18 protein-coding genes are annotated in these 19399 nt (G+C 64.5%); 13 read left to right on the top strand and 5 right to left on the bottom strand.

Annotated elements, in window-relative coordinates; translation table 11 throughout:
* Window positions 1-12: 12 nt before the first annotated feature.
* The 7 genes from FRC98_RS07320 (at window position 13) to FRC98_RS07290 (ending at window position 9732) form a co-directional block, all read left to right on the top strand.
* On the top strand, window positions 13-807 hold the full coding sequence (locus FRC98_RS07320) for an SRPBCC family protein (protein ID WP_146980652.1): 795 nt from the start codon (window positions 13-15) through the stop codon (window positions 805-807).
* Window positions 808-873: 66 nt separating this feature from the next.
* Complete coding sequence (locus FRC98_RS07315) at window positions 874-2043, top strand: zinc-dependent alcohol dehydrogenase (protein WP_146980651.1); 1170 nt, start codon at window positions 874-876, stop codon at window positions 2041-2043.
* A 161-nt stretch (window positions 2044-2204) separates the two neighbouring features.
* Window positions 2205-2600 (top strand): VOC family protein, encoded by a 396-nt coding sequence (locus tag FRC98_RS07310; RefSeq protein ID WP_146980650.1) that lies wholly within the window; start codon window positions 2205-2207, stop codon window positions 2598-2600.
* 29 nt (window positions 2601-2629) lie between these two features.
* The gene (locus FRC98_RS07305; RefSeq protein ID WP_146980649.1) at window positions 2630-3283 is read left to right on the top strand and encodes a carbonic anhydrase; all 654 of its coding nucleotides are present in this window, start codon (window positions 2630-2632) and stop codon (window positions 3281-3283) included.
* Window positions 3284-3420: 137 nt separating this feature from the next.
* Window positions 3421-5286, top strand: coding sequence for a heavy metal translocating P-type ATPase (locus FRC98_RS07300; protein WP_230467388.1), 1866 nt, complete (start codon window positions 3421-3423; stop codon window positions 5284-5286).
* Window positions 5287-5557: 271 nt separating this feature from the next.
* Window positions 5558-8356, top strand: a complete 2799-nt coding sequence (locus FRC98_RS07295; protein WP_146980647.1) for a hypothetical protein — start codon at window positions 5558-5560, stop codon at window positions 8354-8356.
* Between the two features lie 185 nt (window positions 8357-8541).
* Window positions 8542-9732, top strand: a complete 1191-nt coding sequence (locus tag FRC98_RS07290) for a YhaZ family DNA alkylation repair protein (RefSeq protein ID WP_146980646.1) — start codon at window positions 8542-8544, stop codon at window positions 9730-9732.
* Here the strand turns inward: FRC98_RS07290 and FRC98_RS07285 are convergent.
* Genes FRC98_RS07285 through FRC98_RS07265 form a run of 5 tightly spaced genes read right to left on the bottom strand, consistent with a single transcriptional unit; the run spans window position 9729 to window position 14040 of the window.
* The gene (locus FRC98_RS07285) at window positions 9729-10442 is read right to left on the bottom strand and encodes a sulfate/molybdate ABC transporter ATP-binding protein (RefSeq protein ID WP_146980645.1); all 714 of its coding nucleotides are present in this window, start codon (window positions 10440-10442) and stop codon (window positions 9729-9731) included. The genes FRC98_RS07290 and FRC98_RS07285 overlap by 4 nt on opposite strands.
* A complete protein-coding gene (gene modB / locus FRC98_RS07280) occupies window positions 10439-11248 on the bottom strand; it encodes a molybdate ABC transporter permease subunit (protein WP_146980644.1) in 810 nt (269 codons plus the stop codon). Before modB ends, FRC98_RS07285 begins: the two co-directional genes overlap by 4 nt.
* The gene (modA, locus tag FRC98_RS07275; RefSeq protein ID WP_230467387.1) at window positions 11245-12009 is read right to left on the bottom strand and encodes a molybdate ABC transporter substrate-binding protein; all 765 of its coding nucleotides are present in this window, start codon (window positions 12007-12009) and stop codon (window positions 11245-11247) included. The genes modB and modA overlap by 4 nt, the downstream gene beginning before the upstream one ends.
* 60 nt (window positions 12010-12069) lie before the next feature.
* Window positions 12070-12879: an acyl-CoA thioesterase gene (locus tag FRC98_RS07270; RefSeq protein ID WP_146980642.1), complete on the bottom strand. Its 810-nt coding sequence runs from the start codon at window positions 12877-12879 to the stop codon at window positions 12070-12072.
* 54 nt (window positions 12880-12933) lie between these two features.
* Window positions 12934-14040: a methyltransferase domain-containing protein gene (locus FRC98_RS07265; RefSeq protein ID WP_146980641.1), complete on the bottom strand. Its 1107-nt coding sequence runs from the start codon at window positions 14038-14040 to the stop codon at window positions 12934-12936.
* A 209-nt stretch (window positions 14041-14249) separates the two neighbouring features.
* Between FRC98_RS07265 and FRC98_RS07260 the strand changes: the two genes are divergently transcribed.
* The 6 genes from FRC98_RS07260 (at window position 14250) to FRC98_RS21390 (ending at window position 19397) form a co-directional block, all read left to right on the top strand.
* Complete coding sequence (locus FRC98_RS07260; protein ID WP_146980640.1) at window positions 14250-14672, top strand: DUF4259 domain-containing protein; 423 nt, start codon at window positions 14250-14252, stop codon at window positions 14670-14672.
* A 163-nt stretch (window positions 14673-14835) separates the two neighbouring features.
* Complete coding sequence (locus FRC98_RS07255; RefSeq protein ID WP_146980639.1) at window positions 14836-15204, top strand: nuclear transport factor 2 family protein; 369 nt, start codon at window positions 14836-14838, stop codon at window positions 15202-15204.
* Between the two features lie 85 nt (window positions 15205-15289).
* The gene (locus tag FRC98_RS07250; protein WP_230467385.1) at window positions 15290-15886 is read left to right on the top strand and encodes a hypothetical protein; all 597 of its coding nucleotides are present in this window, start codon (window positions 15290-15292) and stop codon (window positions 15884-15886) included.
* Window positions 15887-15970: 84 nt separating this feature from the next.
* The gene (locus FRC98_RS21395; RefSeq protein WP_230467384.1) at window positions 15971-17020 is read left to right on the top strand and encodes a TPM domain-containing protein; all 1050 of its coding nucleotides are present in this window, start codon (window positions 15971-15973) and stop codon (window positions 17018-17020) included.
* Window positions 17021-17099: 79 nt separating this feature from the next.
* Window positions 17100-18209 (top strand): TPM domain-containing protein, encoded by a 1110-nt coding sequence (locus FRC98_RS07240; RefSeq protein ID WP_146980637.1) that lies wholly within the window; start codon window positions 17100-17102, stop codon window positions 18207-18209.
* Window positions 18210-18290: 81 nt separating this feature from the next.
* Window positions 18291-19397, top strand: coding sequence for a TPM domain-containing protein (locus FRC98_RS21390; RefSeq protein ID WP_230467383.1), 1107 nt, complete (start codon window positions 18291-18293; stop codon window positions 19395-19397).
* The last annotated feature ends 2 nt before the right edge of the window (window positions 19398-19399 follow it).

Raw genomic sequence — 19399 nt, 5'->3', positions numbered from 1 at the left:
GGGGAGACTCCTATGGTTCAAACGTCGACCAATCACGCCCAGCACACACCGATGATCGAAGAGGAGGAGCGCGCCCTTGAGCGCACCGCCTCCCCCGACACCGAGCCCGGCCTCCAGGAGCTGGGCTGGCCGGCAATCGGCGTCGGCACGGCCATGGCCACCTGGGCCATCGCCCGCCAGCACGGCCTCAAGCAGATCCTCTTTGCCGCCGCCGGCGCAGGCCTGATCTACACCGGCCTCAAACCCGGCTTCGACAAAGGATTTAAACGTCTTTTGGCCAACACCGCCGCCACCGAGCCCGTCGAGATCGACATCACCACCACCATCGCTCGCCCCGCCTCCGAGCTCTACCACATGTGGCGCGACCCGGAGCAGATCCCCCGCTTCTTCCGCCACATCAAACGCGTCGAGCACCTCGGCGAACGCCTCACCCGCTGGGTGGCAAAGGTGCCGGGCGATATGGAGCTGTGCTGGAACGCCGAGATCACCGAAGACAAACAAGACGAGCTCATCGCCTGGCGCTCCATCGAAGGCTCCGAGCTTGTGAGCTCCGGCGTGGTCAGCTTCTTCAACCTGGACGATGGGCAAACCCGCGTGCACCTGCGCCTGCGCTACCAGCCCCCCGGCGGGGAGTTCGGCGCCGCGATCGAGCGCTTCTTCAAAGCCATCCCCGAGCAGATCCTCCGCGAGGAATTGCGCGCCTTCAAACAACTCGCCGAAGCCGGAGAAGTCGCCACAGTACGCGGTCAACCCTACGGCGGCACACAGAACCGTGAGCAGGGGTTGAGCATGCTCACCAACCGCTGAACCTCCCCGGGTCACACCCCTCATCCCGGCATACTCTGACGCTTATCCCTTTGCCACGGAGCCCCCATGCGCGCGCTTTGCTGGTTTGGAAAAGAAGACGTCCGCCTCCAGGAAGTCCCCGATCCCACGATCATTAACCCTCACGACGCCATCATCGAGGTCAACCTCACCGCCATCTGCGGCTCCGACCTGCACCTCTACGATGGCTACATCCCCACCATGGAGTCCGGCGACATCCTGGGCCATGAGTTCATGGGCAAGGTCGTCGAGGTCGGCCCCGAGGTGCAAAACTTAAAGGTCGGCGACCGCGTCGTCGTCCCCTTCCCCATCGCCTGTGGCCACTGCCATCACTGCCACACCGACGAGTTCGCGCTCTGCGACAACTCCAACCCCAACGCCTGGATGGCCGAGCGCAGTTTTGGTCACTCGCCAGCCGGCATCTTTGGCTACTCGCACCTCTACGGCGGCTACGCCGGCGGCCAGGCCGAATACGTGCGCGTGCCCTTTGCTGATGTGGGCCCCATCAAAGTCCCCGACACACTCAGCGACGAAGACGTCCTCTTCCTCTCCGACATCTTCCCCACCGGCTACCAGGCCGTCGATGTGGCCAACATTCAGCCGGGAAGCACCGTGGCGGTGTGGGGCTGCGGCCCGGTGGGCCTCTTTGCCATCAAGAGCGCATACATGCTCGGCGCCGAAAAAGTCATCGCCATCGACCACGTGCCCGAGCGCCTCGCCATGGCCCGGCACCAGGCCGGCGCCGAAGTCCTCAACTTCACCGACGACCCCATCCTCGAAGCGCTCAAAGAGATGACCGATGGCCGCGGCCCCCAGACCTGCATTGAGGCCGTCGGCATGGAGGCCCACGGCACCGGCCTGATGGACTATTACGACAAGGCCAAACAGACCCTGCGCCTGGAGACCGGACGCCCCCACGCGCTCCGAGAGGCCATCATGGCCTGCGCCAAAGGCGGCACCCTGGTCGTCCCCGGCGTCTTCGGCGGCATCATCGACAAGCTCCCCATCGGTGCCGCCTTCAGCAAGGGCCTGACCTTTAAGATGGGCCAGACCCACGTCCACCGCTACCTCAAGCCCCTGCTCGCCAGGATCGAGAAAAACGAGATCGATCCCTCCTTCCTCATCACCCACCGCCTCACCCTGGAAGATGGCCCGGAGGCCTACAAAACCTTCCGCGACAAACAGGATGAGTGCGTCAAGGTTGTGATGCGACCCTGATCATAGCCGAGAGCCGGATCAGCAAGCTCGGGTCGAGTTACATGCCGCGTCATCACCTTCGCGCGCGACTCGACCCGAGCGGGCATGCGCGTATAGTCTCGGCGCAACATTTTCGCCGGACGCGTTATCCGCCCCCCTTCGCCCTGATCAGGAGCTCTGCCATGACCACCACTCTGACCCCCTCCCTGATGTTCATCGGCAAGGCCTCGGAGGCCATCGAGCTCTATACCTCGATCTTCGATGACGCCGAACTCGTGCGCATCGATCGCTACGACGCCTCCAACCCCGAGATGGAGGGCCAGATCATGCAGGCCGAGCTTCGCGTGCATAATCAATCGCTGCTCTTCACCGACAGCCCCGATGTGCACAGCTTCACCTTCACCCCCTCGATCTCATTTTTCGTGCGCTGCGAGAGCACCGAAGAGGTCGACCGCATCTTCGCCGCGCTGAGCGAGTGCGGCAAAGTCATGATGCCCCTGGATGCTTACCCCTTCAGCGAGCGCTTCGGCTGGTGCAACGACCGCTTTGGCGTCTCCTGGCAGGTCAGCCTGAACTGAACGCTGATAACCCTGATTGGAGTAAAAACATGAGCAACGAGACGTACCAGCGCATCTTTGAGTTGAACCGCCGCTGGGTAGAAGAACGCAACGCCGAAGATCCCACCTTCTTCGAAAAGCTGGCCCGCGAGCAAAACCCCGACTTCCTCTTCATCGGCTGCGCCGACAGCCGCGTACCCGCCTCCACGATCATGGGCGTGGAACCCGGCGAAGTCTTTGTAACCCGCAACGTCGCAAACCTGGTGGTCAACACCGACCTCAACGTCGCCTCCACCATCAACTACGCCGTCGACCACCTCAAAGTGAAACACGTCGTCGTCTGCGGCCATTACGGCTGCGGCGGGGTGATGGCCGCGATGCAGTCCAAAGATCTGGGCGTCCTCAACGGCTGGCTACGCGAGATCCGCGACGTCTACCGCCTCCACCGCACAGAGCTCGACGCCATCGCCGACGAAGACCAGCGCTACCGCCGCCTGGTCGAGCTCAACGTGCGCGAGCAATGCCTCAACGTCATCAAGACCGCCGAGGTGCAGCGCAACTTCCTGGAGCGCGGCGCCCCCACCGTCCACGGCTGGGTCTACGACCTCTCCAGCGGCCTGCTCAAAGATCTCAACATCAACTTCGAAGACCTGCTCAGCGAGGTCCGTGAGATCTACAGTCTGACCCCTGGCGAGGCCCGCTGAGCCGGTGCCGGGGGGGGGGGGCCGAAACCTGCCCGTATTTTGCAGGCCAACAAAAAACATCGGGGGGTGGGTTTTAGAGCGCGCGTCGTTAGTACTGGCTCGCGATGTTTTTACAGATACCAATTTTGGAGCACCCGGTGATCTTTCAACGCAGCTGGCTCAGCCAGGAGAGCCTCATCGCCATCTTCACTGTGGTGGCGATTCTGGTGCATCTTCTTTTTCGCTTCGGCCCCGGCCCCGACGCCCTCCAGGACTGGCCGCTCTATGCGGCGCTGACCCTGGGAGGCATTCCGCTGATCTGGCAGCTCCTCCAGCAACTTCGCCAGCTCAACTTCGGCGCCGACTGGCTCGCGGGCATCTCCATCGTCTCGGCGGTGCTCCTGGGAGAGTATCTGGCGGGAAGCATCGTCGTGCTGATGCTCTCCGGCGGCGAAGCCCTGGAGCGCTACGCCGCCGGCCGCGCCTCCTCAGTGCTGGAAGCCCTGGCCGCGCGGATGCCCAACATCGCCCACCGCCGCGAAGGCGACGCGATGGTCGACATCGAGCTCAAAGACATCGCCGTGGGCGATCTTCTGGTGGTGCTCCCCCATGAGCCCAGCCCCACCGATGGCGAGGTTGTGGAGGGCCACGGGTCTATGGACGAGTCCTTTCTCACCGGCGAGCCCTATATGATCTCAAAGGCCCCCGGTGCGGCGGTGATCTCCGGGGCGATTAACGGTGAACACGCCCTGACCATCCGCGCCACGCGACTTCCCGAAGACTCTCGCTACGCCCGCATCATGCGTGTGATGCAAGAATCCGAGCAGCGCCGCCCTCGCCTTCGCCGCCTGGCTGACCAGCTCGGCGCCTTCTACACCCCGCTGGCCGTGGCCATGGGCCTTATCGCCTGGGCCTTAAGCGGCGACCCGGTGCGCTTTCTGGCGGTGGTCATCGTCGCCACCCCCTGCCCCCTGCTCATCGGAATCCCGGTGGCGCTCATCGGCTCGATCTCGCTGGCCGCCAAACGCGGCATCATCATCAAAGATCCCCGGGTGTTGGAGCGCGCCTCGCGCTGCACCACACTCATCATCGACAAAACCGGCACCCTCACCGTAGGGGAGCCCGAGCTCACCGAAGTCGTCGTCGGAGCGGAACTCAGCGAAGACGACGTCCTCGCCCTGACCGCCTCCCTGGAGCACTACTCGCGGCATCCCCTGGCCCGAGCGATCATCCGCGCCAGCGACGCCCGCAACCTCGCGCCACTCCCGGCCACCGAGGTCAGCGAGCCCCCGGGACAGGGGCTCACCGGTAATGTCGAAGGTCGCCAGGTCGTCGTCACCAGCCGCAGCAAGCTCGCTAAACACAACCACCCCGACCTCGACGCCATCCCCCCGGTCGAGTCCGGGCTGGAGTGCGTCATCCTGGTCGACGACCGCTACCAGGCGACCCTGCGTTTTCACGACGCCCCCCGCGCCGATGGTCGCCCCTTTATCCAGCACCTCAAGCCTCGCCATGGTTTTAACGAGGTGCTGCTCGTCAGCGGCGATCGTGAGCGCGAGGTCGCCTACCTGGCCAACCTCATGGGCATCGAGCGCACCTACGCCGAGCAGAGCCCCGAAGACAAAGTCGCGATTGTGCGAAAGGAAAGCGAAACCGCGCAGATCCTCTTTGTCGGCGACGGCGTCAACGACGCGCCGGCGATGGCCTCAGCCACAGTCGGCGTGGCCTTCGGCCAGGCCCACGAGGTCACCTCCGAGGCCGCCGGCGCCGTCTTGCTGGAACCCACGCTCACCCACCTGGACGAGCTGCTGCACATCTCCGCGCGCATGCGCAGCGTCGCCCTGCAGAGCGCGGTCGGCGGCATCGCGCTGAGCATGATCGGCATGGGCTTTGCCGCCTTCGGCATGCTCCCCCCCATCGCCGGGGCCCTGGCCCAGGAAGGCATCGACCTGCTCGCTGTGATCAACGCGCTGCGCACCTCGCGCCAGGGCGGTCCGCTCTCTGATATCCACGAGAAGACTTAAATTGCACCGGGGACAATTGACCCACCGGTTAGGACTCCGGACCCCACCCCGACTAACCCCTTAGAATTGCACTATTTTTAAAAACATTTTGCACTCCCCCCCGCAGATAAGCTTCCCTGCTCCTATAACCCGCACCACCGCGCCACGTGGCGATTGTCGCCGCGTGGGCCGTGCTCCTCACCTTCGCCGTTACGCATCGTAACAGGCCCTGGCGGAGCCCTGCCCGGGGCGCCGGTGCAAAACATCCGCATACCGCGGAAGGAGCAACTGTATGAATGTCATTTTTAAGCGCTCTCCTGCCCTCATCGCCGCCGGCCTGCTGGCCTGCACGGCGATCGCCTGTGGCGACGCCACAGACACCTCCCCCGATGACTCCACCGCCCCGGCACAGGCCGGCCAGGCGCTGGAGGCCGTCGCCGCCACCGCCTCGGCAGGCGCCGACGCTCGCGGCAACCTCGACGAGCTCAGTCGACTGATCGCCGATGCCGACGTCCGCTCGCTCAACGAGGCGCTCTCCCCACTCTATGCAACGCGCGGCCCCGTCCAGCTCGTCACTCAGGGGCCCATCATCGACTACGCCGACGCCCGCGAACCGGTGTACATCCGCCACCCCAACAGCCCCGATCTGCATCTTCTGATCGCCGCCGGCGCTGAATTTAAGCTCAAGCTGCGCGACACGGGCGGTCGCCTTCAGGATGTCTCCTACGCCATCGAAGAGGTCGACGGAGGCATGGCCGAGCTGCGCATCCTCGCCAGCGATCTCCCTGCCGCCGGCGTCCTCCTGCTCGGCACCGCCGACGCCGACCTCGAGGCCCTGGGCGACAACGTCTTCGCCCTGGCCGTCCTCGATGAACCGCTGAGCTGCGAGGGCGCCGAGCGCGAGTGCGCCTCCGACGACGTCGCCTGTATGCTCCAGGCCCACAGCAGCTGCATCACCTCCAACTTCGACGCGATGCCCGCTCTGCACGAAGACGCCTCACCGGCCGAGCTCATCACCGACTACGTCGACGATCGCAGCGTCTTCGGCTCGCTCAGTGTCGAGTCCTTCGACGAAGAGCGCGGCACCGTCACCCTCAAATACGCCAACCCCGCTCGCCCCGAGCGCGCTCTGATGATCATGGAGGACGGCAGCCAGAAACCGCTTGAGTTTGAGCAGCTCGGCGAGAACCTCGTGCGTGTCAAAGCCCCCGAAGAAGGCTTTAGCGCGGAGACCCTGCTCGCGCTGCAGGCCCCCGGCGATGGCATCGGGAACACCGGCATTGTGATCGCCCCCATCTTCGGCTGGTTCTTCCCCGACAAAACCTGGAAGTACTCCGGCTGCCTGAAGTTCGAAAACCAGGCGGAGTTCACCCAGAACACTACCATTGAGCCGCTGCACAACATCGACGTGCGCGTCTCGACCACGGTCGACGGCATCTTCTACCGCCCCTGGGCCACCACGCGCACCAACTCCCAGGGCTGCTTTAGCATCTCCCGCAAGTTCACCGGGATGTTCGCCGGGGCCAAGCGCCGGGCCCGCATCCAGTACCGTCTGCGCGACGGCCACTTCGCCACCTGGAACACCTTCTCCTTTGACGGGCTCTTCCGGCAGGGCTTCTCCATCGTCAAGGAGGTCGGATGGCACTCCCACAGTTCCTCGGGCTACAACGCCGGCAACATGATCTTTGCGCCGGGCCAGCCCGGGGCCCTCGGCCAGAGCTGGCGCCGCGAGCAGGCCGTATCGTTTGATGCGATGCGCCGCATCGACCAGGCCGCCGGCGCCCAGAACAGCTGGCTGCGCTTCAACGGGCCGGTGATGTTCCACTACCCGGTGCCCTTCAATAACGTGGGCATCGCCCCGCCCAACCCCGCCAACGTGCTCAGCCCCATCAACCCCTTCCCCACCGCACACGGCATCTTCGTCTCGGAGAACTGGTGGGACATCTCCACGGTGGTCCACGAAACCGCCCACACCTGGCATTACAAGCATAAGAGCGGCAACATCCCCAACATCGTCACCAGCCTCATCAACGGCTGGAACACGCACAACTGCCAGGAAGACGACAACGTGGCCTTCCTCGAAGGTTTCGCCGAGTACTTCGCTCACGAAGCGCTCTGCGGCGCGATCTTCAACTCCGCGCATTGTGACATCAACTCCGAGACCAACCCCCTGAGCATGCCCGGGCTCACCAACGACGCGACCTGCGTCAGCGAAGGTCAGGCCCCGCTCGACTCCGTCTACCGCACCATCCGCCAGGACGACGGCGTCACCCACGGCCTTAAACTTCTGACCGCCGACAACTTCGCCCGCCGCAACTTCCAGTTCTGGAACGCGGCGAGCTGGGAAGGTCACGCGCCGGTCGACCCGTGGACCACCCTGCCCACCCAGTGCTACTGGAGCAACATCGACTACGACTTCTGGGATCTGCTCTGGACCTTTAAGGCCGACCCGAGCAAGGGCTTCAGCAGCCACTTCTCCATCGCTCAGGGCAATGACCTGCTGGACTTCTTTAACCGCTTCGCGGCGATTCACGAGGTCCACCCGCACTTCCTCAACAAACGCACCCCCTTCCTCAACCCGCTGAGCACTCACAACCCGGCCGACAGCTGCTTTAAGCGCTGCACGCAACCGGCGATCATGGCCAACGGCCAACCCATGGGTGCCACCGAGGCTCCGAACCATTGTGAGGTCACCCCCGCGCCCGCCTCGGTCAACGTCCAGGTCAGCGGCCGCACCTGGTACACCCAGAAGTCGCCCGTCTGCCCGGTTGGAAACTACGACGGCGCCAACTGCCACGTGCTCACGCCGGCCCCCGGCGTGAGCCCCTTCATCTGGCAGGGGCACCTCTACACCACCGCGCTCCCCGGCGGGGTCTGCCCCGATGGCTGGTTTGATGGCGCAAACTGCCAGATCGCCCAGCCCATCCCCGGCCACCAGCCCTTCATCTGGCAGGGCATGCTCTACTTCACCGCGCAGTACGCCTGCCCGGCCGGTGTGAGCGTGGGCGGCAACATGTGCCTTATCGGCACCACCCCGCCCGGCACCACCGCGGCGGTCACCGGCGGCAACATGCTCAGCTACATCGAGTAATGGTGATCAGGCGCTGAACGTGCCTGAGCGTAAGCCCGGGCCCTCGCAACACGGAGGGCCCGGGCTTTTTTATGCGCCGCCCCTGCCGCTACGCGCTACGAACGACCTCAAAGACTGCACTTGCGTTCAGCCCACATCCTCGCCATAGTCACGCCACATCACGACGTTTATTCAAGGAGGCCGACGTGGTCGCTGGCACCCAATCTGAGACAACTCGCACACCCTACAAGCTCTGGTTTGACGCAGCGCTGGTCGACGAGCTCGCCACGCTCCTGCGCGCTGCTCATGAAGACTTCGATCGGGCGCTCTTTCGCCGCGAGGCCACCCACGGGCTCGACACGCTCGAGTTCAAAGATCGCACCCTGCACATCGCCGACGCGATGGCCCTTGCCATGCCCTGGCCCACCGCTGAACGCATGCAGACGCTTATCGCCGCGCTTCCTCCGATGCTCCCCGAGGCCGATGGCTCCGTGGAAAAGGGCTACCGCTTCTGGCCTTTTGGCGAGTTCATTGCCCGCCAGGGCCTCGACGACTTTGACGCGAGTTTTGAGGCCATGACCGAGCTCACCATGCGCTTCACCTCGGAGTTTGCCATCCGCCCCTTTCTTCAAACGAAGCTCGACGAGAGCCTGGAGCGCCTTGAATCCCTGCTGAATCACCCCAACCAGCACGTGCGTCGCTGGATCAGCGAGGGCACCCGCACTCGCCTCCCCTGGGCAAGCGGTGTACGCGGGCTCAAAGGCGCCCAGTCCCGACGCTTGAAGCTACTTGAGGCGCTGCGTTTTGACCCCGAGCGTTACGTGCAGCGCTCGGTCGCCAACCACCTCCAGGACATCGTCAAAGACGACCTCCCCACAGGACTCGACACGCTGGAGCGCTGGGCGGCCGACGGCGAGTCCAATCCGAGCGAGGGCGACCTGCTGTGGGTTGTGCGCCACGCCGCTCGCGGCCAGCTCAAAGCCGGCCATCCCCGCGTGTTGCGCATCTTCGGCTTTGAGCCCGGCCTGGCCACCATCGGCGACTTCGCCCTCTCCCACGACGAGCTCAAAGCCGGCGACACCCTCACCCTCTCCGTGACGCTGCACAACCCCACCGCTCGCCCCCTGGCGCTGCGCGTGGACTACGCGCTGAGCGGCCCTACCAAAAGCGGCCGCACCTTCTCAAAGGTCTTCCGCTGGAGCGATCTCGAGCTCGGGCCGGGCCAATCAAAAACCCTGCAGACCACTCACAGCTTTGCCCACCGCTCGACCCGCAAGGTCTACACCGGGCTTCACCGCCTGGAGGCCCACATCAACGGTGAGCCCTCGCGCGCATGCGAGATCTGGCTGGAGGGGCTGGAAGGCAACGATCCCAACGCACTCAAAAACCTGACCTAAACCCCTGAAAACTCTGCAATAAACGCCGACGCCGGAGTCTCACTCAACGCCTGAAGCTCCCCCCTCTGCACCACTCGCCCTTCCTCCATCGCCACCACCTCGGCGCCAAGCGCGGCCACATCGCGCCAATCGTGGGTGACGATGATCGTCGGCAGACCTAGCGCCTCGATCGTTTGAGCGAGCTGGCCGCGAAGTTGTCTCCGGGCGATGGCGTCGAGCGCCGAGAGCGGCTCATCGAGCAGCAAAAGCTGCGGACTGGCGGCCAACGCCCGCACCAGCGTCACCCGCTGCGCTTCCCCCCCGGAGAGGGCCCCCACCCGGCGCTCCGACAGCCCTTCGGCCCCCCACCGCTTTAGCCAGCCCAGCGCCGCGGCCCGCTTCTCCTCCCGGCTACCCTCAAGCCCGAACGCCACGTTCTCCCACACCCGCAGATGCTCAAAAAGACTGGGCCCCTGGGGCACATAGCCCACCCGACGACGCGCCGGCTCCAGGAAGTCGCCAGCGCTGCTGTCGACCCAGCACTTCCCACCGGCCTCGATGGTCGCGTTCCGGGGCCGCACGCCCCCCGCGATGATCTTCAAGAGCGTGCTCTTCCCCGCCCCGTTGGGGCCAATCAACGCGACCGGCCGCGCGCCAACCTCCAACGCCACCTCCAGGACCATCGCCCCGACGCGGTGACGAACCTTCAGGCGCATCGCGAACCCGCTCATCGCCCCCTCCCCACCCTCAAGATCCGCCGTGGCCCGAGCCGAAGCGCGAGCAAGAGCACCGTGGCGATCGCCGCCAACGCCAGCGCAAAGGTCACCGCCAGACTCACATCGCGCTCCAGCGCCGCATAGATCGCGATGGGCATCGTCTGGGTAACCCCGGCCAGGCTTCCCGCAAAGATCAACGTCGCCCCGAACTCCCCGAGCGCGCGCGCCCAGGCCAGCGACGCCCCGGCGATGAGCCCCGGCAGCGCCGCCGGCACCGCCACGCTCCAGATCGCCTCGGCGCGCGACGCCCCCAGCGTCTGCGCCACCAGCAGCTGCTCCTCACGCACGGCCCCGAACGCGGTGGCCGCCGCCTGCACGAAAAAGGGCGCCGCCACCACCACCTGGGCCACCACCACTGCGGCGCTCGTAAAGGGAAGACTTACCCCCATTCCCTCCAGCACACCTCCCAGCAGACCGCGGCGCCCGTACGCCATCAACAGCCCCACCCCCACCACCGCCGGCGGAAGCACCAGGGGAAGATCCACCAGAACCTCGACCACGCTCGCCAGACGCGAACGCGATCGCGCCAGCCACCACCCCAGCGGAAGCCCCCCCGCCACCACCAACCCCAGACTCAACAACGAGGTGCGCAAACTCAACAGGAGCGCCGGGCCAAAACGCGCATCCCGCACGCCCTCCCACAACGCCTGCGGAGCGTTGGCCAGGGCCAGCGCCAGCAGGGGAAGTAAAAGCGCGCCGAGCAGCCCCAGCGCCGCCAGCGTCCCCGCTCCACCCCACAGCTTTGAGGCCCGCTCACTCATCGACTCACCACCTCAAACCCATGCTGACGCAGCACCTCCTGACCCTTATGTGATCTCAGGAGGATCAAAAATGCCTCCACACGCTCGCGTCGCGCCTCATGCCCCCCCCGGGCAACCCCCAGCCCGTAGGTCGCCTTCACCTCCAGCGTCTCGGGGATCGCCACCGCCTGCACCCCCTCATACCCCCGGGCATCACTCTGGTACACGATCGCCGCATCGGCCTCGCCCATCTCGACCTTCGCGCGCACCTGACGCACGTTCCGCTCCCTTGAGACCACCCGCCCCCGAAGCGCGCTGGCAAGCTCGGGCTGCCGCTGCGCCACCTTCTCCAACAAGGTTTCGGTATACGCCCCGATGGGAACTTCCGGCGCGCCCACCACAAGACGTTCTGCCCGCTGAAGATCGTCGATGCTCTCGATCTTCAGCGGGTTCCCCTTCTCGGTGATGATCGTGAGTCGGTTGCTCGCAAAGGGCTCCATGGCCTCCAGCAGCCCCGACTGCACCAGGGCGTCGAGGTGCGCCATATTCGCGCTCACAAAAACATCTGCGGGTGCGCCTTCCTCGATCTGCAGTCGCAAAGCCTGACTTCCAGCCGCGCTCACCACCACATCCAGGCCCGGGTTCGACGCCTCGTACATCGACGCATACGTCTCAAAGACCTCCGTCAACGAGGAGGCCACAAAGATCTGCAAGGGCGCGGGCTTCGCAGCATCATCGCCGCCCTCACAACCCCCGAGCATCGCCACGGCAAACAACGCCAAAAGCAGCACGAGGCCGCACCGGGACCTCCCCCCCGGCTTGAGATGGCGCGCTGGTTTCATTTAGCCGCCAAAAATCGCCACAAGCTGCAACGCCTGCCCCAGACACCGCCCGTCGGCGCTGTAGACCGCAGCCCGCTCCTCCGAGAACCCGCCCACCGCACGCTCCGAACGCGCCGTCACCAGGTAGAAATCGTCGGCGGACGCCTCTTCCAGAGGCAGGCGCTCATTGATCACCACCTGCCACGACACCGTCGCCGCCGGCGCCGGGCTGGTCATACGCGTGATGACCGCCGGCGGCCACATGTCCAAAAGCCCGATAAGCTGCGCCGCATCCAGCGGACCCGGCGCCTCTTTAAGCCGGCACCACCCGCCGAGCTCCGCCTCATCGTGGCCGGTATACGGGATCGCCCCGTGGCAGAACTTATACTCGTAGTACTTCGCAAATTTTGGAAAGAGCGGACTCTCCGGCGCAGTGGGAACCTCACCCGCCGGCGGCACCTCCGGCATCGCCCGCTGCTCAAAGTCCGAGCCAGAGCTGCGCTCTTTTGCGAACGTGCCGATCGCCACCATCCGCGCCTGCCCCTCCTGCACGATTCGAGATTCCGCGCAGATCACCGACGATCCTCGCCGCACCACATCCACGTGCACCTCAAAGGGCTCGTCGGTGACCGGCGCGCAGAAGTTCACCGCCAGCGCCCGCAGCGCAAACTCCGGCGCATCAAGCGTGCGCTCCATCGCGCGCACCATCGCCGCGCCACTCACCCCGCCAAATGCGCCGCGCCCCTGATACCAGCTGCGGTCGATCTGACCGTGAAACACCCCGCCTTCATCGCGCTTAAGCGCGATGGCGTCGCTATAACTCTGCGTCATACCTTCCTCATCTTCAGTCGGTTCGCCTGGCGCCCGTTCACATCCGAGCGTCGCTCAGCAACAGCTCGTCTTCGGCGCGCTAATCGTCGCCCCCACAGCGCCGCTCTCCACCTCGCGGCCCGCATACTGCGCCGCGGCCATCGTCGGCCCGCACGCAAAAGCTCCGTAATGGGTCTGACGACAGCCCTTCCCCTCAAAGAACTCAGCAAAACGCGTCGACGCCAGCATCGCCGCGGTGTTGCCGCAGACCCGCTCCGGGCGCCCCGCCTCGAACGCGTGATGATCATCGAGCCAGAAAAGCCGCTCCTCCCCCTCCACCCCGCCGCGGTAGGTGGCCGTCTGCCCGTAGTCCTCACACTGCGCATCCAGCCCCTCGAGTTTAAAGAGGCGGTAGGTCACCGACACAAAACTCGCCAGGCCCACCTTCGCCATAATCTCCGGGTTGTTGATGGTGATCGGCGACGTGGAAACAACGCGCGGATCGGCAAACCCGGTGGCCTTTGCCAGCGTCTCAAAATCAAACTGGTAGAGCGCCCCGCCCAGGCATTCGGCGTGCAGCAGGGGATCGTTGGCGACGTCTTCGGGAAGACGTCGATCCACGAACACATCACTGAAATAAAGCTCACCGCCGGACTTGAGCGCACGATACGCCTCCGCCAGCACGAGATCTTTGCGTGGGCTCAAATTCACCACACAGTTCGACACGATCACATCGATCGAAGCGTCCTCGATGCCCGCGCCCTTCAGATCTTCGATATAGCCCTGCACAAAAGAGGTGTTGGGCTGCGCGTAACCAAATCGCTCGGCGTGCCAGGCCTCCGTCTTACGCGCGACGCTGAGCTGCTCGTCGGTCATGTCCAGACCGATGACTCGCCCCTGCTCTCCCACAAACTGCGCGATCACATAGGCGTCGCGGCCGGTGCCGCAGCCCAGGTCCAGCACCGTCGCCCCTTCCACCGCCTGCGGGATGGGAAAGCCACATCCGTAAAAGCGCTCGCTCACCTCGGGATGCACATGCTGCAGCCGCGACGCGATCCAGCCGGCCGGCGCCCCCGCCGCACAGCAGGCGTTGGTCTGAAGATCGTCTGAGCTCGCCAGAAGTTTGCCATAATAATCTTTGACCCACTCATGCGTGGATTCACCCTGCGGAACCTTGCTCATCGCGCTCTCCTGCATGTTGAACATTCTCAAATCGCCTCGACTCCGGGGCGACGTCTTCTCGTCTCCGGGCGGAAGGTACATCGCACGCCTCGCCATCGCCAGCACAGCCCATCCAACGACGTTGCCCTTGAGCCCTCCTCCCGTGTAGAAGCGATTCATCACGCAAAACACTCCGTCGAAACCATCTCTATCTTCCTACCGAGGACACCATGGGCGCCTGGGGCCACGAACCTTTCTCAAATGACGACGCAATGGACTGGCTCAACGAGATGCTCGACGCCGAAGACGACGAGCCCCTCATCGAAGCCCTCGGTGAGGCCGCCGGCACAGAACCTGACGAATACCTCGAAGCGGATCTGGGCTGCATCGCGCTGGCCGCCGCCGCACTGGTCGCCGCGCTCGACGGGTACAATGACGGGCACCTTCCCGACGATCTCATCGAGTGGATCGACGATCAGGACGACGAGGTCATCGCCGAACTCTACGAAAAACATGCTCCCGTCGCCCGCGCCGCGATCGCACGCGTGCGTACCAACTCGGAACTCGCCGAGCTCTGGGAAGAGTCCGACGACTACCAGGCCTGGCTCAAAAGTCTCGATGAGCTTGAGGCAGCACTGGCAGGGGCAGAATAAGACCTGCCTCGCATTTACCCGGCGGTGTCGATCCACGTGCCCATGATTCGACCTGTAGGTAGACGCGGCAAGGGGTCGCGTCGTCCGCGACGGCGCGTATGCCCAACGCGCATCCAGGCGTTGAGCTGCAAAAGCGCCGTCGCTTCACCCCCGGGAGAATCCTATGCATCAAACCCATCTCGAGTTTCTTCGCGCGTACAACGATGCCTTCATTGCCCCCGATCTCGACTTCATCGTCAACAACGTCACCGACGACGTGCGCTGGGAGATGGTGGGCGAGCCCATTATTGAGGGGAAGGCCGCCTTCACCCGCGCCATGAAGCAGATGGAGGGCATGACGACTCTGGAGATGCACGTCGATGACATCATTTTCAGCGAGGGCAAAGGCGCCGTCCACGGAACGATGCGCCCCCGCAACGCCGCGGGGAAAGAGTATCATTTCGCCTTCTGCGACCTCTACGCGTTGCACGGCGAATCCGAACCTAAAGTTGCGGGCATCAAGGCCTTTGTGCTTCCCTTAAAGGACGACTGATCTGCTTTTGCCCTGATCTGCGGCGCCCGCGCTTCGTCTGCGCCGCGCGGGCGCCCGCACGATGCCCCGAAAAGGACCGACCTCGATGAGCTCCCCGCCCGATCCCACCGTCGATTACGACGACGTCGACGACATCATCGCCACCGCCGAGCGCCTGCGCGAGAAGGCCCGAAACGAGCTTACGCTCGAGGAGATGCGCGAGGTCGGCGCCGAGGTCGGCATCCCGGCCGACTTCATCGATCGCGCCCATCAGAAACTACAGGAAGAGCGACGCGCCGAGACCATCGCCGCCATCCGCCAGAAAAACCGAAGGCAACGCATGCTCACGATCATCGGTGGCATTCTGGTCCTGATCCTGGTGGCCGGGGCGGTGAGCTACAGCTCCACCGCCTCGCGTCTGAACGACCTCTACGCGGAGGTCGAGCAGCACCAGGCCGAGGTCGCCAACCAGAAGGCGCGGCAGGCCTCCGTTGAGGCGCATTACCGTGACCTGCCCGACTCCCTCGACAAGCAGGCCGAGCTCATCGGCGCGGAGAATCGCGTGCGCGTGGCCACCCAGCGCTTCAATGAGGCGGCGGCTCGCTACAACCGCGCGGTGCGACTGCCACCGGCCTCCATGCTCACCGGCGGGAGCCTGCCGATCATGGTGCCGCTCGATCACGACACCGCGCCGCCGAATTAGGTGCGGTCGCATCCTCAATTGCCCCTTCACGGACCCGCTGCTCTTGACCCCGGCCTGCCCATGCTCGCGCTTCGACTTGCTGTTGTGTTCGTCACACTTGTCCTTCCGACACTCGCCAGCGCGATGAGCCCCGAGGAGGTGCCCAACCCCCGCCACACCGGCGGCTGGGTCTCCGACGAAGCGGGTCTTCTGGATGACGCCCAGATCTCCCAGATCAACAGCGTGCTTACGGAGCTCGAGGCGCAAACCGGCGCGGAGGTCGCTGTCGTCACCGTGCCCTCCGTCAGCTCGCCGACGCCCAAAGACTTCACCACCGAGCTCTTTAACCTCTGGGGTGTGGGCAAAGCCGACGCGGACAACGGACTCCTGATTGTGCTCGTGACCGGTGAGCGTCGCCTGGAGATGGAGACCGGGTACGGCCTGGAAGCCACCCTGACCGACGGCTGGCTTAAGGTGATGCAAGAGCGCGAGATGGTGCCTCATTTTCGCCAGGGTGACTTCGACCAGGGCCTCTCCGCGGGCATCTTCGCCGTCGACCAGCAGTTGCGCGCCCCGGCCAGGCCTCTCGCACCTTCATCCTCTCCGCCCTCCTCATCCCGTCGCTCTTCGGGGGCCCCCACCCTTCCCCCCTGGGGCTGGCTCCTGGGCGCCGGCGGTGTCGCCGCCGCAGTCGCGCGCCGCAAATGGCTAAAGACCTGCCCCCAATGCAAAGACACCATGCGCGTCCTCGAAGAAGACGAAGATGACGCCTACCTCAACCCCGGACAACTCACCGAAGAGGCCGTCGCATCGATCAATTACGAGGTCTTTGAGTGTGCCTCGTGCGGCGTGCAACGCGTGCACGCCAACACGCGCTGGTTCAGCGGCTACGCAAACTGCCCGGAGTGTAAAAACCGAACCCTGGCCTCGGAGTCCAACGTCACACGCCAGCCGACCTACACCTCCACAGGCAGCAAACGCGTCACCGTCACCTGCGCTCATTGCCCGCACACCCGCACCTTCACGGTGACGATCCCCAAACGCACCCGCTCCACCTCATCGTCGTCGGGCGGGGGCTTCTCCATCGGTGGCGGTGGCGGGGGAAGTTTTGGCGGCGGAAGCTCCGGGGGCGGTGGCGCAGGCTCCAGCTGGTAACGTAACTCGATCACTTAGGCGCAGCGCCTCACGCAGCGCCATAGCCGCTATTCACTCCTCCTCTCGTTTTGGTCCTTTCATGGTCTCGCTGCGACTACTGCCCCTGCTCATCACACTGATGCTTCCGGCCATGGCCAGCGCCATGAGCCCCGAAGAGGTGCCCAACCCCCGAGAACGCGGCGAGTGGATCGCCGATGAAGCCGGTCTTCTGGACTCCTCTCACCACAAGTCAATCAACCGGGCGCTTACTCATCTCGAGGCCCACACTGGCATTGAGATCGCTGTAGTCACCGTGCGCTCCGTCGACTCACCAACGCCCAAAGACTTCACCACCGAACTCTTTAACCTCTGGGGCATCGGCAAAGCGGACTTGGACAACGGACTCTTGATCGTGCTTGTCACCGGAGAACGGCGTCTGGAGATGGAGACCGGCTACGGCCTCGAAGGCGTTCTCACCGACGGCTGGCTCAAGACGATGCAAGAGCGCGAGATGGTGCCCCGCTTCCGAGAGGGCGACTTCGCCGGCGGTCTGAAAGACGGCATCTTCGCCGTCGATCGAAGACTTCGAGAAGATCCTCTCGAGTTCATCGACAGCGAGGGTGACGACAACCTCAGCGCTTCCTCGACCCGATCCCCCTCCTTGCCAAAAATACCATTGTGGGGTTGGCTCTTGGGAGTCTTCGGCGTCGTCGGCTGCACCGCAGCCGCGCGCTACAAGTGGATGCGTACCTGCCCGAAATGCAAAGGCACCATGCGACTTCTCGAAGAACACGAAGAGGACGATCACCTCGAAGGTGGCAAGCAGACCGAGGAGTCCATCGGTTCGATCAGCTATGACGTCTACGAGTGTCAGTCCTGCGGCGATCTTCGAATCCAGGGTATCTCGCACTGGTTTAGCGGCTTCGCAGCGTGCCCGGACTGCTCACATCGCACACTCAAGTCGCACCACGACGTGATCCAAAAACCCACCTACACATCGACGGGCATCAAAGAAGTCATAGTAAGATGCGCCCATTGCGACCATCTCAGTCGCACGAGGGTCACGTTACCGCGACTCACCCACGCTTCATCAAGCTCTTCCGGCGGGGGTATCTCCGGCGGAGGTGGCGGAGGTTTCTCCGGCGGTGGTGGCGGAGGAAGTTTCGGGGGCGGCAGCTCCGGCGGCGGTGGTGCCGGCTCGAGCTGGTGATATGCCCCAAACCTCTCAAACGCAGCGCGTACCTCCACATGATAAGCGCTGCGCACTTTCCCCTTCAGGTTTTGGATGTCCATGCTCGCGCTGCGACTCTTGCCCCTCGTCATCACGCTGATGTTTCCGGCTCTGGCCAGCGCCATGAGCCCCGAAGAGGTGCCCAACCCTCAAGAACGGAGGGAACGGGTCGCCGATGAAGCGAACCTCCTGGACGCCTTTCACCGCGAGTCGATCAACCGGGCGCTTACCCAACTTGAGGCCGATACCGGCATTGAGATCGCGGTGGTCACCGTTGAGTCTGTCGACTCGCCAACGCCCAAAGACTTCACCACCGAGCTTTTCAACCTCTGGGGCGTCGGCAAAGCTGGCGAGGATAACGGACTCTTGATCGTACTCGTCACCGGAGAGCGTCGCCTGGAGATCGAGACCGGTTACGGCCTCGAAGCTGTGCTCACCGACGGCTGGCTCAAGGTCATGCAAGAGCGCGCCATGGTGCCCCTCTTTCGCAAAGGCGACTTCGCCGCGGGGCTCACAGCCGGCATCTTCGCCGTTGATCGCAGACTTCGAAACAACCCTCTCGAGTTTAGCGCCAGCGAAGACGACGTTACTCGCCACTCCTCCCCGACCGGCTCCCACTCCCCCGCCGCTCCGAAGATCCCCTGGTGGGTCTGGCTCTTGGGACCCGGCGGCGTCGGGGTTGCCGCTGCCGCGCGCTACAAGTGGCTGCGTACCTGCCCCAAGTGCAAAGACACCATGCGAGTGCTCCAAGAGCATGAAGAGGACGACCACCTCGACGCTGGCAAGCAAACCGAGGAGTCCATCGGCTCGATCAGCTACGATGTCTACGAGTGTCCGTCCTGCGGCGTTCAGCGCATTCAGGCTCTCTCGCACTGGTTTAGCGGCTTCGCGAAATGCCCCGATTGCTCAAATCGCACCCTTAAGACGTACCGGGACATCATCCAAGAACCCACGTACACCTCGACGGGCATCCAAGAAGTCACGGTAACCTGCGCCCATTGCGACCATCACGGTCTCCTCAAGGTGACGCTGCCGCGGCTCACCCGCTCTTCGTCAAACTACACCGGCGGGGGCTTCTCCGGCGGAGGGGGTGGCGGCGGAGGTGGAGGCGGGGGAAGTTTCGGCGGCGGACGCTCCGGGGGAGGCGGCGCCGGCTCCAGCTGGTAATG

The organism is Lujinxingia vulgaris (assembly GCF_007997015.1).
GTDB lineage: Bacteria > Myxococcota_A > Bradymonadia > Bradymonadales > Bradymonadaceae > Lujinxingia > Lujinxingia vulgaris.
The sequence above is the reverse complement of the archived record's forward strand: the minus strand, read 5'-3'. Positions and strand labels throughout refer to the sequence as shown.